This is a genomic window from Microbacterium oleivorans, from assembly GCF_001644225.1.
GTDB classification, from domain to species: domain Bacteria; phylum Actinomycetota; class Actinomycetes; order Actinomycetales; family Microbacteriaceae; genus Microbacterium; species Microbacterium gawkjiense.
Genome location: NZ_LSTV01000001.1, coordinates 637,618 through 653,426 on the forward strand (window position 1 = coordinate 637,618; position 15,809 = coordinate 653,426).

18 protein-coding genes and 1 tRNA gene are annotated in these 15,809 nt (G+C 70.6%); 9 read left to right on the plus strand and 10 right to left on the minus strand.

Features of this window, described 5'->3' with window-relative positions; genetic code table 11:
• The first annotated feature begins 15 nt into the window (after positions 1-15).
• Entirely contained in the window at positions 16-1,410 is a 1,395-nt protein-coding gene (locus tag AYL44_RS02945) for an NAD(P)/FAD-dependent oxidoreductase (protein ID WP_064001749.1), read from the plus strand.
• 77 nt (positions 1,411-1,487) lie between these two features.
• Positions 1,488-1,560, plus strand: a tRNA-Leu gene (locus AYL44_RS02950).
• 11 nt (positions 1,561-1,571) lie between these two features.
• On the opposite strand, the gene AYL44_RS02955 is transcribed toward AYL44_RS02950, so the two are convergent.
• Positions 1,572-2,381 (minus strand): hypothetical protein, encoded by an 810-nt coding sequence (locus AYL44_RS02955; protein ID WP_064001750.1) that lies wholly within the window; start codon positions 2,379-2,381, stop codon positions 1,572-1,574.
• Between the two features lie 112 nt (positions 2,382-2,493).
• Between AYL44_RS02955 and AYL44_RS02960 the strand changes: the two genes are divergently transcribed.
• From AYL44_RS02960 to ilvA, 3 genes are read left to right on the plus strand one after another with little or no spacing between them, the layout of a single operon-like run.
• A complete protein-coding gene (locus AYL44_RS02960; RefSeq protein ID WP_064001751.1) occupies positions 2,494-3,060 on the plus strand; it encodes a LemA family protein in 567 nt (188 codons plus the stop codon).
• A 40-nt stretch (positions 3,061-3,100) separates the two neighbouring features.
• On the plus strand, positions 3,101-4,288 hold the full coding sequence (locus tag AYL44_RS02965; RefSeq protein WP_064001752.1) for an AI-2E family transporter: 1,188 nt from the start codon (positions 3,101-3,103) through the stop codon (positions 4,286-4,288).
• A complete protein-coding gene (gene ilvA, locus AYL44_RS02970; protein ID WP_064001753.1) occupies positions 4,285-5,532 on the plus strand; it encodes a threonine ammonia-lyase in 1,248 nt (415 codons plus the stop codon). The genes AYL44_RS02965 and ilvA overlap by 4 nt, the downstream gene beginning before the upstream one ends.
• Before the next feature lie 36 nt (positions 5,533-5,568).
• On the opposite strand, the gene greA is transcribed toward ilvA, so the two are convergent.
• The gene (gene greA / locus AYL44_RS02975) at positions 5,569-6,048 is read right to left on the minus strand and encodes a transcription elongation factor GreA (RefSeq protein WP_064001754.1); all 480 of its coding nucleotides are present in this window, start codon (positions 6,046-6,048) and stop codon (positions 5,569-5,571) included.
• 71 nt (positions 6,049-6,119) lie between these two features.
• The gene (locus AYL44_RS02980; RefSeq protein WP_064001755.1) at positions 6,120-6,524 is read right to left on the minus strand and encodes a DUF4307 domain-containing protein; all 405 of its coding nucleotides are present in this window, start codon (positions 6,522-6,524) and stop codon (positions 6,120-6,122) included.
• 60 nt (positions 6,525-6,584) lie between these two features.
• On the opposite strand from AYL44_RS02980, the gene AYL44_RS02985 reads away from it, so the two are divergent.
• Positions 6,585-6,872 carry a hypothetical protein gene (locus AYL44_RS02985; RefSeq protein ID WP_064001756.1) on the plus strand — a complete coding sequence of 96 codons (288 nt, stop codon included), beginning with the start codon at positions 6,585-6,587 and terminating at the stop codon, positions 6,870-6,872.
• On the opposite strand, the gene trhA is transcribed toward AYL44_RS02985, so the two are convergent.
• Positions 6,844-7,548 carry a PAQR family membrane homeostasis protein TrhA gene (gene trhA, locus AYL44_RS02990; protein ID WP_064002451.1) on the minus strand — a complete coding sequence of 235 codons (705 nt, stop codon included), beginning with the start codon at positions 7,546-7,548 and terminating at the stop codon, positions 6,844-6,846. The two genes, AYL44_RS02985 and trhA, sit on opposite strands and share 29 nt — an antisense overlap.
• Before the next feature lie 119 nt (positions 7,549-7,667).
• Here trhA and AYL44_RS02995 point away from each other — a divergent pair, with 119 nt between their 5' ends.
• From AYL44_RS02995 to AYL44_RS03005, 3 genes are all read left to right on the plus strand, one after another.
• Positions 7,668-8,453, plus strand: coding sequence for an isoprenyl transferase (locus AYL44_RS02995; RefSeq protein WP_064001757.1), 786 nt, complete (start codon positions 7,668-7,670; stop codon positions 8,451-8,453).
• 34 nt (positions 8,454-8,487) lie between these two features.
• Positions 8,488-9,636: an aminotransferase class V-fold PLP-dependent enzyme gene (locus AYL44_RS03000; RefSeq protein WP_064001758.1), complete on the plus strand. Its 1,149-nt coding sequence runs from the start codon at positions 8,488-8,490 to the stop codon at positions 9,634-9,636.
• Positions 9,637-9,814: 178 nt separating this feature from the next.
• A complete protein-coding gene (locus AYL44_RS03005; protein WP_064001759.1) occupies positions 9,815-11,170 on the plus strand; it encodes a PhoH family protein in 1,356 nt (451 codons plus the stop codon).
• Between the two features lie 60 nt (positions 11,171-11,230).
• Here the strand turns inward: AYL44_RS03005 and AYL44_RS03010 are convergent, their stop codons facing one another.
• Genes AYL44_RS03010 through AYL44_RS03035 form a run of 6 tightly spaced genes read right to left on the minus strand, consistent with a single transcriptional unit; the run spans position 11,231 to position 15,796 of the window.
• Entirely contained in the window at positions 11,231-11,887 is a 657-nt protein-coding gene (locus AYL44_RS03010) for a response regulator transcription factor (RefSeq protein ID WP_064001760.1), read from the minus strand.
• Positions 11,884-12,864 carry a sensor histidine kinase gene (locus AYL44_RS03015; protein WP_064001761.1) on the minus strand — a complete coding sequence of 327 codons (981 nt, stop codon included), beginning with the start codon at positions 12,862-12,864 and terminating at the stop codon, positions 11,884-11,886. The genes AYL44_RS03010 and AYL44_RS03015 overlap by 4 nt, the downstream gene beginning before the upstream one ends.
• 10 nt (positions 12,865-12,874) lie before the next feature.
• A complete protein-coding gene (locus AYL44_RS03020; protein WP_064001762.1) occupies positions 12,875-14,272 on the minus strand; it encodes a class II fumarate hydratase in 1,398 nt (465 codons plus the stop codon).
• Between the two features lie 47 nt (positions 14,273-14,319).
• A complete protein-coding gene (locus tag AYL44_RS03025; RefSeq protein WP_082886124.1) occupies positions 14,320-14,919 on the minus strand; it encodes a carbonic anhydrase in 600 nt (199 codons plus the stop codon).
• A 32-nt stretch (positions 14,920-14,951) separates the two neighbouring features.
• The gene (locus tag AYL44_RS03030) at positions 14,952-15,575 is read right to left on the minus strand and encodes a DUF4245 family protein (protein WP_064001764.1); all 624 of its coding nucleotides are present in this window, start codon (positions 15,573-15,575) and stop codon (positions 14,952-14,954) included.
• Positions 15,575-15,796, minus strand: a complete 222-nt coding sequence (locus tag AYL44_RS03035) for an exodeoxyribonuclease VII small subunit (protein WP_064001765.1) — start codon at positions 15,794-15,796, stop codon at positions 15,575-15,577. Before AYL44_RS03035 ends, AYL44_RS03030 begins: the two co-directional genes overlap by 1 nt.
• Positions 15,797-15,809: the final 13 nt, after the last annotated feature.

Genomic DNA, 15,809 nt, shown 5'->3' on the forward strand with positions numbered 1-15,809 from the left:
ACTGTGACTACCACTGTGCCCAAGATCCTGGTCGTCGGGGGCGGCTACGCCGGTTTCTACACCGCGTGGAAGCTCGAGAAGCACCTCCGCAAGGGTGAGGCCGAGGTCACGATCGTCGACCCGCTTCCGTACATGACGTACCAGCCGTTCCTCCCCGAGGTCGCGGCGGGCGGCATCGAGGCCCGTCACGTCGTGGTCGGTCTGCGTCGCCACCTGAAGCGCACGCGCATCGTCATCGCCAAGGTCACCGGCATCGACCACGCCAGCAAGACGGCGACGATCACGCCCGAGGTCGGCGAGCCGTGGCAGGAGCAGTACGACCAGATCGTCGTGACCGCCGGCGCCGTCTCGCGCACCTTCCCGATCCCCGGCATCGCCGAGAACGCGATCGGCCTGAAGACGATCGAAGAGGCCGTCGCGATCCGCGACCGCATCCTCACGAACTTCGACCGGGCCGCGAACCTGCCTCCCGGGCCCGAGCGCGACCGTCTGCTCACGGTGGTCGTCGTCGGTGGCGGCTTCGCCGGCATCGAGGTGTTCGCCGAGACGCGCGCCTTCGCGAGCGCGCTGCTGAAGGACTACCCGACGATCTCGTTCGAGGAGACGCACTTCCACCTCATCGAGGCGATGGGGCGCATCATGCCCGAGGTGTCGCTCAAGACGAGCGAGTGGGTCCTCAAGGACCTCGCCAAGCGCGGCGCCAACGTCCACCTCGACACCCAGGTCAAGGGCGCCGTCGACGGCAACGTCGAGCTCTCGACGGGCCAGGTGATCCCGACCGATGTGATCATCTGGACCGCCGGTGTCATGGCGAACCCCACCGTCGTCCGCGGCAGCGACCTGCCCGTCGAGGAGCGGGGCCGTCTGCGCACGCGCGCCGACCTGCGGGTGGGCACGCCCGAAGAGGTCGTCGAGGGCGCCTGGGCCGCCGGTGACGTCTCCGCCGTCCCGGACCTCTCCGGCGGCGGTGTCGGCGGGTTCTGCGTCCCCAACGCCCAGCACGCGGTCCGTCAGGGCAAGCTGCTCGCCAAGAACGTCGTGGCCGTCCTGCGCGGCGAGGAGCCGAAGGAGTACTTCCACAAGAACCTCGGCGCCGTCGCGGGCCTGGGGCTCTACAACGGTGTCTTCCAGTCCGGCAAGATCGCCATCAAGGGGTTCTTCGCCTGGATCGCGCACCGCGGATACCACGGTCTCGCCATGCCGACCTTCGAGCGCAAGTTCCGCGTCGTCGGCGACTGGTGGCAGAACTTCTGGCTCGGCCGCGACAACGTCTCGATGGAGACGCTGCAGAACCCCCGGTACGTCTTCGAGGAGTTCGCCGCGCGTCCGCGTCCGGCCGCCCCCGAGACCCCCGCGATCGACCCGAAGACGGTCGCCGCGGAGAAGACCGGCAAGGTCGCCGCGAGCTGACCACGCGTCCGTGAGACCCCCGTTCCGGCTTCCGCCGGGGCGGGGGTCTTCTGGTGTTCCGGGATACCCTGACGGAGGCCCCCGTAGCCCAATGGCAGAGGCAGGCGACTTAAAATCGCTTCAGTCTGGGTTCGAGTCCCAGCGGGGGCACGGCCATCCGGTCAGCGCGGCAGGATGCTGGGCGGGTCCGCATCCTGCCATCGTTCGATAGTCTGCGCCGTCCAGTACACGGCGAACGCGCCCAGGGCGACCGCTTCGCCGATCAGCACGCCCACCGTGTCCGGGTTCGCGATCGCCGCGCCGACCGTCGTGACGAGGGCCGCCGCGATGACGATGGACACCGCGAGGTAGACGCGGCGATACCCCGCCGCAGGGGGATCCTCGCCGAAGGACGTCACCCAGGGGATCGCCGCGAACATCGCGAAGAAGCAGACCGTCGCGACCAGGTGAAGGTTGATCCCACCGGGAAACGGGAACACAGCCGCAGGGCCCGGGGCGAATGCGAGAGTCGCGAGAGCGATGACGACCGCGGACGCGGTGCCCCCGACGATCGCCACCCGTCGCCAGGCCAGGTCCCCGCGTGCAGCCAGGACGATGCCCAGGGCGACGAGGATCGTCACCATCGTCAGGTACACGCCGACCCCGTTCCGGACGGTGGGCAGGACCTCCGACGGGACGGACGGCTCACCGCGGTAGCCGGTGGGGACGATGGCGATCAGCGGGGCGAACACGGCGGCGATGTCGAGGAGCATGGACTCCGTGTCGCGGCCAGAGAGGACCAGCAGGGCGACGCCGGCAGCGGTCAGCGCGCCGACGAAGACGCCGCCCGCGGGGGAGTAGTAGTAGTCGCTGATGGACGGCAGGGGCTGCCCGCCGCTGCGTATCAGTTCGATGAGGACGGATGCCGCCAGGGCCACGACGATGCCGACGAGGGCGAGTCGGAGGTACCGATGCGTGCGCAGACCCGTCACCCCACCGACACTACAAGTCGCACCCCGTGTGCAACGCCTGGGAAGTACGGCCGGGCGCCCGCATCCACCGGGTCGGCCTCGTTAGGATGATCAGGCTATCGATCGGAGACTCATGGAAATCCTCATCCCGGTCCTCGTCGTCGTCGCCCTCCTCGTCATCGTCGGCGTCTACCTCTGGGCCACCTACAACTCGCTCGTCGCCCTGAACGTGCGGGTCGATGAGGCGTGGAGCGACATCACGGTGCAGCTCAAGCGCCGCGCGGACCTCCTGCCCAACCTGATCGAGACCGTCAAGGGCTACGCGGCGCACGAGAAGGCGGTCTTCGAGAACGTCACTCAGGCGCGCGCCGAGACCCTGACCGCGACCACCCCCGCCGATGCGGGCGTCGCCGAAGGCCACATGCAGCAGGCGCTGAAGTCGCTGTTCGCCGTCGCAGAGGCCTACCCGCAGCTCCAGGCGAGCCAGAACTTCCTGCAGTTGCAGCAGGCCGTGGTCGACACCGAGGACAAGATCCAGGCGTCCCGCCGGTTCTACAACGGCGGCGTCCGCGAGCTGAACACGAAGATCAAGGTCTTCCCGAACAACCTCTTCGCTAGGCGACTCGGATTCGGCGAGCGGGAGTTCTTCGAAGTGGTCGACGGCGCGGCGATCGCCGAGCCGCCGCGGATCCAGTTCTGACGCGCCGCGTCGCCCGGGGCGCACGTCCTAGGATGGCCCAGTGAGCGGCACCGACGACAAGCACCGGAACGGGTTCTTCGACGCGCTCCGCGCGCGCACCGTCTCCACCGAGGTGTCCCAGACGGTTCCGCGGGGTCTCAAGATCGCGACCGCTTACGCGTGGCGTTTCCTCGTCCTCGCCGCGGCGATCGCGGTGCTCGTGTGGATCGTCATCCAGCTGCGCCTGCTCATCATCCCGCTGCTGGCGGCGATCCTCATCACCGCCCTCGTGTGGCCGTTGTTCTCGTGGCTGCTGCAGCGGCGGTTGCCGCGCTGGCTGGCCCTCATCCTGACCCTGCTGCTGACCATCGCCGTCGTCGTCGGGTTGCTGTGGATCGCCATCTGGCAGATCACGCAGGATGCCGCCTCCGTCCGAGACCGCACCGTCCAGGGCATCGCGCAGTTCCGCGACTACCTCATCGAGGGGCCGCTGCACCTGACCGGCGGCCAGATCGACGACGCCGTCCGGCAGGCGTTCGGCATCCTGCAGGAGCAGGCCCAACTCCTGCTCTCGGGCGCCCTGGCGATCGGCTCCACGCTCGGTCATGTGGCCACCGGCATCCTGCTGACCCTGTTCATCCTCATCTGCACGCTCGCCGACGGCGGCGGCATCTGGCGGTGGACGGTGCGCCTCTTCCCGGTGCGCGCACGATCCGCCGTGGACGGAGCCGGCCGCGCCGGCTGGCGTACCGTCATCACCTACGCGCGGACGCAGCTGCTGGTGGCCACCATCGACGCCATCGGTATCGGCGTCGGTGCCGCGCTCCTCGGGGTGCCGCTGGCGGCTCCCATCGGCGTGCTCGTCTTCCTGGGCGCCTTCGTGCCGTTCGTCGGCGCGGTCCTGACGGGCGCCCTGGCCGTGTTCCTCGCCCTGGTCTACAACGGACCCTGGATCGCCCTGTGGATGCTCGTCATCGTCCTCGGCGTGCAGCAGCTGGAAGGCCACGTCCTGCAGCCGCTGCTCATGGGCTCGGCAGTCAAGGTGCACCCGCTCGCGGTCGTGCTCGCCGTTGCCGGCGGGGCGATGGTCGCGGGGATCGCCGGCGCGGTGTTCGCCGTGCCGCTGGCCGCCTTCGTCAACGTCGTCTGGCTCTACCTCTCGCGGCGCGGGTGGGAGCAACCGGTGGACCCCGGTCCCGACGACCTCATCTGGAGTACCGTGCCGCGACGCAGGAGGATGACCGCGTGACCGATCAGGCGAAGATCGCCGCCCCGACCCTGGCCGAGTTCGAGACCGCCGCGACCGAACTCGCCGGCGTCGTCTCGCGGACGCCCGTCGAGGACTCGGAGTTCCTCTCGGGCGTGCTGGGCGCGCCCGTGCACCTCAAGCTCGAGAACCTGCAGCGCACCGGGTCGTTCAAGATCCGCGGGGCGACCTACCGGCTGTCGCGCCTGACGGCGGAGGAGCGCTCGCGCGGCGTCGTCGCGGCCTCAGCGGGCAACCACGCGCAGGGTGTCGCACTCGGTGCGCAGACCCTCGGCATCCCCGCGACGATCTTCATGCCGCTCGGCGTCCCCGTCCCCAAGCTCCTCGCCACGCGGGGCTACGGCGCCGACGTCGTCCTCGAGGGCGCGACGGTGGAGACCCCGCTCCGCCTCGCGCAGGAGTTCGCCGAGCGGACCGGTGCGGTCTTCATCCCGCCCTACGACAACCACGACATCATCATCGGCCAGGGCACCCTCGGGCTCGAGCTCATGGACGAGATCCCGGGCCTGGAGACCATCGTCGTCGGCATCGGCGGCGGGGGACTGGCGGCGGGAGTCGCCGCCGCCGCGAAGGCCCGCGCCGCGGCGGAGGGCCGCACGATCCGCATCGTCGGCGTGCAGGCCGAGAACTCCGCGGGCTATCCCGGCTCGCTCATCGCCGGTCACCCGATCGACGCGGAGCGCACCTCGCCGACCATCGCCGACGGCATCGCGGTCAAGCGGCCCGGCGCGATCCCGTTCGACATCATCCGCGACCTCATCGACGAGGTCGTCACCGTCAGCGACGACGACATCGCGCGCGCGATCCTCGTGCTCATCGAACGCGCGAAGCAGGTCGTCGAGCCCGCCGGCGCCGTCGGTGTCGCGGCGATCCTCACCGGCAAGGTGACCGCGTCGGGTCCCACCGCGGCGATCCTCTCGGGCGGCAACATCGACCCGCTGCTGCTGCAGCGCGTCGTCGCGCACGGGCTCGCGGCATCCGGACGGTACATGACGCTGCAGATCCCGCTGCCCGACCGTCCCGGTCAGCTGGCTCGGGTGTCGGAGCTGCTGTCGGTGGTCGGGGCGAACGTCATCGAGGTCCTGCACACCCGCCACGGACAGGGACTGCAGATCAGCGAGGTCATCCTGCAGCTGAGCGTCGAGACGCGCGGCGAGGAGCACCGCGCGCAGGTCCTCGCGATCCTGCAGGACGCCGGCTACGCCCCGACGGTCGTCCCGAACTGAGCGTGCCGGCGCACCCGGGTCATCGACCCGCCCGCGTCACTGACCCGAGTAGGTCTCGACCTTGACGACCTCGACGGTGATCTCGCGCCCGTTGGGAGCGGTGTAGCTCGTCTTCTCGCCTTCGCGCAGGCCCATGATGGCCTCGCCCAGGGGGGAGGCCTCGCTGTAGACGTCGAGCTCGCTGTTCGCGCCGATCTCGCGGTTGCCGAGCAGGAACACCTCTTCGCCGCCGGCGACGATCGCGGTGACGACGGTGCCCGACTGCACGGTGCCGTCGGACTCGGGGGCGACGCCGACCTTGGCGTCCTTCAGCAGCTGCTGAAGGGTCCGGATGCGCGCCTCCTGCTTGCCCTGCTCGTCCTTGGCCGCGTGGTAGCCGCCGTTCTCCTTGAGGTCGCCCTCTTCGCGGGCGGCCTCGATGCGCTTGGCGATCTCCTCGCGGCCCGTCGTCGAGAGCTCCTCGAGCTCGGCGGCGAGGCGGTCGTAGGCCTCCTGGGTCAGGAACGTCTCGGACACGTGATCTCCCGGTGCGGTCGATGGGTAAGCCAAACGCCCCGGCAAGTCACCGGGGCGCGAGAACCTTCAGCTTAGATGATCCAGCAGGAGCGGACAAAACCCGTGGTGGGGCGCGCGGTGGTCGGGATCCGCTCCGTGATGATACGGGAGTGATCCTCGGATGCCGGGACCTCCACAACCGTGAAGCCGACGATCCCGTGCTCGGCGTCCTGCGCCTCCAGCGAGCAGGCGACCGCCGTGCCGGGATTCACGGTCACCTGCACACGAACCTCGACGGTGCGGTCGTCGACGAGGGTGAAGCCCGTCGTGTCGGCGTCGACGGAGTTGACGGCGTTCGAGACGGTCGTCCACCCCAGCAGCCCCGTCGCGGCGACGGCGATGACCCCGATGACCACCCAGGTCCACCGACGCGACGCCGCGGAACGCGTGCGGCCGTACCGATCCGCCAGCTTGCGGTCGACGTCGGTCAGGGTCATGCGGCATCCGTTCTAGGCTGGGATTCCAGGCTATTCGCTCTGGCTGAGGAATGAGGTCACATGCCGGATCTGCGATGGCTCGCCGTCTCGCCGAGTCCCACCCCGACGACGCCCCCGCCGGAGGCGGTGACCCCCGGTGTCGCCGGGTTCATCGCGATCGCGATCGTGGCCGTGGTCATCGTGCTCCTCGCGATCGACATGCTCCGCCGCATCCGTCGTGCGCAGTACCGCTCCGACGTCAACGAGATGCTCGACGCGGAGGAAGCGGCCGCACGCGGCGAGGGCCCCGGGGACGACCCCGGCGCCGCGCCGGGCGACGTCAGCCCGGAAGACCCAGCGAAGGGCTGAGGGGCTGCAGCGAGATCAACAGGCACGCGCTCCAGTGGCACAGGAACGCGAGCACCGTGCAGACGTGGAAGATCTCGTGGAACCCGAAGTGCCCCGGCCACGGGTTCGGGCGCTTCATCGCGTACACGACCGCGCCGCCGGTGTAGAGCAGGCCACCGACGATCACGAGCACCATCATCGCCACGCTCGCCCGCAGCAGGTCGCCGAGGTACATGACGGCGGCCCAGCCGAGCAGCAGGTAGAGGGCGACGTAGAGCCAGCGGGGCGCGTGGATCCAGAACACCCGGAAGAGGATGCCGAGAAGGGCACCCGACCACACCAGGACGAGCAGCAGCGTGCCCTGCCCGGGGGCGAGGGCGAGGGTCGCGATCGGCGTGTACGTGCCTGCGATCAGCAGCAGGATGTTCGCGTGGTCGATGCGCTTGAGGACGACCTTGGTCCGCGGCCCCCAGTCGAACCGGTGGTACAGCGCCGAATTGCCGAACAGCAGAAGCGACGTGACCATGAACACGGCCGCCGCCCACTTCGCCGGGGCCCCCTGTGCGAGCGCGATCAGGACGACGCCCGCGGCGATCGCGACGGGGAAGGTTCCGGCGTGGATCCAGCCGCGCCAGGTCGGTCGGACCTCCACCTGGGCATCGACCGCACCCGCTTCGAGGAGGGGGAGCTGAGGCATCTCGGCGCCGCCGTCGGCATCGTGTCGGGTCACGCGACGAGCCTACGCTCGCCGCCATGCGCGAGGCTGAATACGCGCCCCTGCTCACCGCGATCGGCGGGCCGGAGTAGCGTAGCCGTGTGACCCGCGCCTCCTCGACTCAAGGACGGGGTCTGCTGTACCGCCTGTACAGCTCGAGGCTGCGTCGGGAGATCGACGCGGGCACCGTGCCGCATCACGTCGCGATGATGATCGACGGCAACCGTCGGTGGGCGCGTCAGCTCGGGTACACCACCGTCTCTCACGGTCATCGTGCGGGCGCCGCCAAGATGCATGAGTTCCTCCGCTGGTGCGACGAGCTCGGCATCCAGGTCGTCTCGCTGTACCTGCTCTCCACCGACAACCTCGTCAAACGGGATTCGCAGGAGCTCACCGATCTGATCGAGATCATCGCGGACCTCGCCGAGACGCTCTCGCACGAGCCGGGCTGGCGGGTCAAGCACGTCGGCCGCGCCGAGGTGCTGCCGTCCGTGCTGGCGGACGGTCTCCGGACGGCGGAGGAGCGCACCCGCGAGAACACCGGTCTGCATGTCAACCTTGCCGTCGGGTACGGCGGGCGCGGCGAGATCGTGGATGCCGTCCGCAGCATCATCTCGAAGCATCAGGAGAAGGGCGGCTCCCTCGAGGAGCTCGCTGAGAGCCTGACGCCCGAACAGATCGGCGAGCACCTTTACACCGGCGGGCAGCCCGATCCCGATCTCGTCATCCGCACCTCCGGCGAGCAGCGGCTCAGCGACTTCCTGCTCTGGCAGTCGGCGCACAGCGAGTTCTACTTCGTCGAAGCCCTGGGACCCGACCTCCGCGAGGTCGACTTCCTGCGCGCGATCCGCGACTTCGGCGACCGCGATCGGCGCTTCGGCAGCTGAGACGCGCCCCCGGCATCCGTGGGAAAATCGGTCGGTGAGCGATCTCGAGTCATACCTGGCCGGTTTCGACGTCGAACCCGGCTACCTCAACTGGGCCTCCTTCGGGCCCCTGTCGACCGCGGTCCGGCAGGAAGCGCGTGCGGACGAGGAGGCCTCGGCCACCGGTCGGCCCTCAGGCATCGACCTCGTCGCCGGCCACGTCGACGAGGCCCGCGCGCTCGTGGCCGAGGTGCTCGCGGCGGACGTCGATGAGGTCACCCTCGCGCCGTCCACGACGGACGCGCTGTTCCACGCGATGTTCGGCCTGTCGGGGTCGGTCGTCCTCTCACCGAACGAGTACCCGACGATCCCCGTCGCGGCCCGCCGCGCCGCCGACATCCGCGGCGCCCTCACGCTCCGCGAGCTCGATCCCGCGATCGTGTGCGTGACCCCCGACGCCGTGCGCGACGCGCTCACCGACGAGGTCACGGCGGTGGCCGTCAGCCTCGTCGACTACCGGACCGGGTACCTCGCCGACCTGCCCGCCCTGAGGGAGGTCGTGGGCGACCGACTGCTCATCGTCGACGCGATCCAGGGGTTCGGCGTCGTCGACGTCGACTGGGCAGCCGCCGACGTCGTCGCCGGCCACGGGTACAAGTGGGTCCGCGCCGGCCGCGGGACGGGCTTCGCGCGGTTCACGGCCCGCGCCCGGGAACGCATCGCCCCGGTGCTCGCGGGTGTCGCCGGAACCGACGCGGAACTCGGCGACCTCGAGGTGGGTCCGCCCAGGGCGGGCGCCGCCGCGTACGCCGTCTCGCGTCCGGACCCGCAGGCCGCGGGTCGCCTGAGCGCCGCCCTGCGCGAGATGACGGAGGCCGGCATCTCGGCCGTCGCGGGGCTCGTCGCCGAGAACGCGCGACGGGTCATGGCGATCGCGGACGCCCACGGCATCCCGGTCCTCACCGATCGCGACCGGCACGCCGGGATCGTGGCGTTGGCCCCCGAGCCGGGGCGCGCGGGGGTCATCGCCGCCGAACTCGCCAACGCGGGTGTCATCGCGACCGTGCGGGACGGGCTCATCCGGGTCTCCGCGCACGCGGGCACCTCCGACGCCGCCTTCGACCTCCTCGAGGGCGCTCTCGCCGCCTCCCAGTCGGGTCCTATCGTCTCCCCGCCCGCCGCCGTGCTGCCGCTCCTCGGCTGACACGAAGAGTTCACGCATCCGACACATCCGGCGGCGTGTCGCGGCGCCGCCGCGTCGCTCGGGGCGCCTACGTTCATCCCAACGGGCAAAGCGCCTGTTCGAGTCGGCCTCTCACGACTCGTGACCCCAGGTCGACTCGTGACTGCCGGGTGGATTCCACCCGGGGCGGGAGTGGGTTGTGGCCACACGAGCACCTGAGAAGCAGCAGCACCAGGACGGGACCGCGGACGCGGCCCAGGACCAGGATCTTTGCACGTACGTGCTGGACACCTCCGTCCTGCTGAGCGATCCGCGCGCGCTGTTCCGCTTCGCTGAGCATTCCGTCGTGCTGCCGGTCGTCGTCGTCACGGAGCTCGAGCGCAAGCGTCACGATCCCGAGATCGGCTACTTCGCCCGCCAGGCCCTCCGCCACCTCGACGAGCTGCGGGTCGAACACGGCCGACTCGACTTCCCCGTACCGGTCGGCGCCGGCGGGACGCTCCGCGTGGAGCTCACGAACACCGACCCCACCGTCCTCCCCGCGGGGATGCGGCTGGGCGACAACGACACCCGCATCCTCTCCGTCGCGATGCACCTGAGCCAGGAGGGTCAGGCGGTCACGGTCGTCTCGAAGGACCTCCCGATGCGGGTGAAGGCCGCCTCGCTCGGTCTGCACGCCGAGGAGTACCTGGCCGAACAGGCCGTCGACTCGGGATGGACCGGTATCGCCTCGATCGACCTGTCGGGCGACGAGGTCAGCGACCTCTACGACAGCGAGGTGGGTGTCAGCGAGGACGTGCGCGGGCTCCCCGTCAACACCGGTCTCGTCATCCACTCCGAGCGCGGCTCCGCCCTCGGCCGGGTCACCGGCGACGGCTCCTACCGCCTCGTCCGGGGGGATCGCGACGTCTTCGGCCTGCACGGGCGTTCCGCCGAGCAGCGCATCGCCATCGACCTCCTGCTCGACCCGGAGGTCGGCATCGTCTCGCTGGGCGGCCGCGCCGGCACCGGCAAATCGGCCCTCGCCCTGTGCGCGGGACTGGAGTCGGTGCTCGAGAAGCAGCAGCAGAAGAAGATCATCGTCTTCCGGCCGCTGTTCGCGGTGGGCGGTCAGGAGCTCGGTTACCTGCCCGGCGACCAGCAGGAGAAGATGAATCCGTGGGGGCAGGCGGTCTTCGACACCCTCGGGTCCGTCGTCACCGGCAACGTCCTCGAGGAGGTCGTGGCGCGGGGGATGCTCGAGGTCATGCCGCTCACGCACATCCGCGGTCGGTCGCTCCACGATGCGTTCGTCATCGTCGACGAGGCCCAGTCGCTCGAGCGCAACGTCCTGCTGACGGTCCTCAGCCGCATCGGCCAGAACTCGCGCGTCGTCCTCACCCACGACGTGGGGCAGCGCGACAACCTGCGGGTCGGCCGTCACGACGGCATCGCGTCGGTCATCGAGACGCTGAAGGGCCACGACCTGTTCGGCCACGTGACCCTCGTGCGGTCGGAGCGCTCGGCGATCGCCGCACTCGTCACCGACCTGTTGGAGGCCGGCGAGCTGAGCTGACCCCGTCCGCACCGGCGACGCCCCCGACCGATCGGCCGGGGGCGTCGCCGTGTCCGTCGCTCACTCCCAGCGGTAGCCCTCGCCCCGGACCGTCACGATGTGGTCGGCGCCGAGCTTCGCACGGAGGTAGCGCACGTAGACGTCGACGACGTTCGAGCCCGGGTCGAAGTCGAGACCCCAGACACGGCTCAGCAGCACCTCGCGCGTGAGGACGTCGCCGGGGTTGCGCAGGAACTGCTCGGCGAGGGCGAACTCGCGGGACGACAGCTCGACGTCGCGTCCGTCGACGGTGGCGCGACGGCCGAGGATGTCGAGGGTCACCCCGCCGCGCGTGAGGGTGGTCGGCGCGCTCGCGGCGCTGTCGCGCAGGCGCGAGCGGACCCGCGCCATGAGCTCGGCGACCGCGAACGGCTTGGGGACGTAGTCGCTTGCCCCGGCATCCAACCCCTCGATCGTGTCGCTCGTGCCGCTGCGGGCCGTCAGCATGATCACCGGTGTCGTGTCGCCCGAGCCGCGCAGCTCGCGGAGGACGTCGAAACCGTCCATCGTCGGCAGCCCGACGTCGAGGACGATGAGGTCGATCTCGCCCGCCAGCGCGATCTCGAGGGCCTCGGGGCCGTCGTCGGCCCCCACGGCCTCGTAGCCCTCGGCGTGCACGGCGCGCGAGACGAGCGAGACGATGTGCGGTTCGTCGTCGACGATCAGGATGCGGGTCATTCAGTGGCCTCTCGCTGCAGGAGGACGTCGCCGGCGCGGATCGGGGACGGCAGGGCGCCCCGGGTGCCGGTCGGGATCTCCAGGGTGAACGTAGCACCGCCGCCGGGGGTGTCCGCCACGGCGCAGTGCCCGCCGTGCGCCTTCGCGATCGCATCGACGATCGCGAGTCCCAGTCCGGAACCGCCGACGTGGCGCTTGCCGGTGCCGCGGTCGAAGCGGCGGAAGATGCGGTGACGGACGGCCGGGGGGATGCCGGGGCCGTGATCGCGCACCCAGAGCTGCGCGCCGCCGGCGTGGACGGCGCTACCGATCTCGATCGCGGTGCCGGCGGGGGAGTACTTGGTCGCGTTGTCGGCCAGCTGCAGCCATGCCTGCAGCAGGCGGTCGCCGTCGGCGCGGATGACCCCGTCCGCGCACTGCTCGACGCGCCACGCGTGATCGCCGATGACCCCGACCATCTCGAAGACCCGCTGCGTGAGGGCGGCCAGGTCCACGTCCCCCGTCGACAACTGCCCGCCCTCGACCGCGGCCAGCACGTCGATGTCGCCGATGAGGCGTGTCATGCGGTCCAGCTCCGCAATCCCGAGGGAGCGGATCGCCTCGACGTCGTCGGGGTCGGCGGCATCCATCATCTCGAGGTGACCGCGCACGATCGTGATGGGCGTCTTCAGCTCGTGACGCACGTCGTCGAGCAGGCGTCGCTGGTTCTCGAACGCCCCCTCGACCGTGTCACCCGAGGGGAGGGATGCCGCACCCCGCCGTTCGAGCACGGCCCACCCCACGACGCCCACGCCCGCGAGGGCGGGGACGGCGGTCGCGCCCCACACGAGCGCCGTCCAGCCGGCTGCCTGCGGGGCGGTGAGCAGGACGACGACGAACGCTGCCGCACCCACTCCGACGAGGCCCGCCGCGGCGACCGCGAGAAGGATCCCGAGTCCCGGCGTGCCCCGTCGCGGTGGTGCGGCGGCGCTGTTCACGCTCCGATTATCAACCAGGGTGGGTCATCGAGAGGAGGTCGAGCTTCTCGTCGAGCTGCTGCTCGGTGAGCTCGCCCCGTTCGACGTACCCGAGCTCGATCACCGCGTCGCGCACCGTGATCCCCTTGGCGACCGAGTGCTTCGCGATCTTCGCGGCGGCCTCGTAGCCGATGAGCTTGTTGAGCGGGGTCACGATCGACGGCGACATGCCCGCGTAGGCGGCCGCGCGCTCCTCGTTCGCCACGAGACCCGACACGGTCTTGTCGGCGAGGACCCGCATCGCGTTGGAGAGCAGTCGGATCGACTCGAGCAGGGCCGTGCCCATGACGGGGATCGCGACGTTGAGTTCGAAGGACCCGGATGCCCCGGCCCAGGCGACCGTCGCGTCGTTGCCGATGACGCGGGCGGCGACCATGAGGGTCGCCTCCGGGACGACCGGGTTGACCTTGCCCGGCATGATCGACGAGCCCGGTTGCAGGTCGGGGATGTGGAGCTCGCCGAGACCGGTGTTCGGCCCCGATCCCATCCAGCGGATGTCGTTGTTGATCTTCGTCAGCGAGACGGCGATGGTACGCAGGGCACCCGAGGCCTCGACGAGCCCGTCGCGGTTGGCCTGTGCCTCGAAGTGGTCCTTCGCCTCGGTGATCGGCAGTTCGGTCTCGGCCGCGAGCAGCGCGATGACCTTCTGCGGGAACCCGAGGGGCGTGTTGATGCCGGTGCCGACGGCGGTGCCGCCGAGCGGGACCTCGCCGACGCGGGGGAGGACCGACTGCACGCGCTCGATGCCGAGACGCATCTGACGCGCGTACCCGCCGAACTCCTGGCCGAGCGTGACCGGGGTGGCGTCCATCAGGTGGGTGCGGCCGCTCTTGACGACGCTCTTCCACGCCTCGGCCTTCTCCTCGAGCGCCACGGCGAGGTGGTCGAGGGCGGGGATGAGGTCGTCGATCAGGGCCTGCGTGACGGCGATGTGGACCGACGTGGGGAACACGTCGTTCGACGACTGCGAGGCGTTGACGTGGTCGTTGGGGTGGACGGGAGCGCCGAGCTTGCGGGTCGCGAGGGTGGCGAGCACCTCGTTCATGTTCATGTTCGAGGAGGTGCCCGAGCCGGTCTGGTACGTGTCCACCGGGAAGTGCTCGTCGTACGCGCCGGTGACGACCTCGTCCGCCGCCCAGGCGATCGCGTCGGCGATGGCGCCGTCGAGGGTGCCGAGCTCCTTGTTGGCGAGCGCGGCCGCCTTCTTGATGCGTGCCAGGGCCGCGATCTGCGTCGACTCGAGGCCGGAGCCCGAGATCGGGAAGTTCTCCACCGCGCGCTGGGTCTGCGCGGCGTAGAGCGCGTCCTTCGGAACACGCACCTCGCCCATCGTGTCGTGCTCGATGCGGTACTCGGTCGGCTCAGTCATGGTCGTTCACGTCCTCGTTTCAGTGACTGTCGTGCGGGGTGTTGAGCTCAGGCGACGTCGCCCACGACGACGTCGGGGATCGCCGTGCCGTCGGCGAGGCGGTAGTTGGCGCCGACGATCGCGACGCGACCCTCCGCGACGGCCTCGCTGATGAGCTCGGACGAGCGCAGGATGCCGGCGACGGTGTCGCGGAGGTGCTCGCGGCCGACCTCTTCGGCATCCACCGTATGCGCCGTGGCGCCCTCGTGGGCGGTGAGCACGCGTCGGACGGCCGGGACGATGGGGGCCACCTGTCGCCAGATGTTCGCGGGCAGGGCGGGCGCATCCGCCGCGGTCGAGTCGATGGCCGCGCGCACGGCGCCGCATTCGTCGTGGCCGAGGACGACGATGAGCGGGACGTTCAGCACGGCGACGGCGTACTCGAGGCTGCCGACGACCGAGTCGGAGACGACCTGGCCGGCGTTGCGGATGACGAACAGGTCACCGAGGCCCTCGTCGAAGATGATCTCGGCGGCCAGTCGCGAGTCGGAGCAGCCGAACAGGGCAGCGGTCGGACGCTGCGCGTGTGCGAGTTCGTGACGGCGTTCGGCGTCCTGCCGGGGATGCCGCGGCTCACCGGCGACGAATCTCCGGTTGCCCTCCAGCATGGCCGTCCAGACGTCTGCGGGGGTCGTCGTGCTCAACGGAGCTCCTCTCTCAGGGTGCGGATCTGGTCGCCCAGGCTCGCGGCGACGGTCTCGGCGGCGCCGCGGTCAGTGGAGGCGGCCAGGCCGATGACGACGGTGTCGGTGCCCGCCGTGGTGGCGAGGGCGTAGTCGATGGTGTCGACGGCGCTGGGGAGGTCGTAGACGTCCCACTCGATGCCGTCGATCGTGGTCGTCCCGGTCGGGGCGTACCCGCCGAGCTCCCGCGAGACCCAGCCCTCCGGCGGGGCGAAGGCCTGCGTCACCTCGACGTAGCCGGTCGACGGCGCGTAGACGACGCGCCATTCGCCGCCCTCGACCTTCGCGGAGTTCGCGCGCCACTCGTCGGGCGCGGTGGGGACGATCACACCGTGCCCGGCGGTCCGCTCCGCCTCTGCGGCGGCGGCGGGGACGTCGGCCTCGGGGATGTCGGCGGGAGTGCCGCGGGGGACCCCGAGGTAGACGACGGCCATGATGCCGACGCACACAATGAGCGCGGCGATGAGGTTGCGGAAGGTCTTGCTCGAGCGGTAGCGCTCGGAGGCTGCGGCTTTGCGCGCGGCGGTCTCCTCCGGCGTCTCGGGTCGGCCGAGCTCGGCGACGATGCGGGGCCGGGCCATCAGGGCGCCGTTCCGCCGTCGGGACGCGCCTCGTCGAGGCGTCGCTTCGCGCCGAGCAGCCATTCCTCGCAGCGGGCGGCGAGGGCCTCGCCGCGGGTCCAGAGGGCGAGCGACTCCTCGAGGGTGGGGGAGCCCTGCTCCAGCTGTGCGACCACCTGCACGAGTTCGTCGCGGGCCTGCTCGAAGGAGAGGGTCGACACATCCCCGGCGTCGGTCGTCATGGCCTCCATCCTA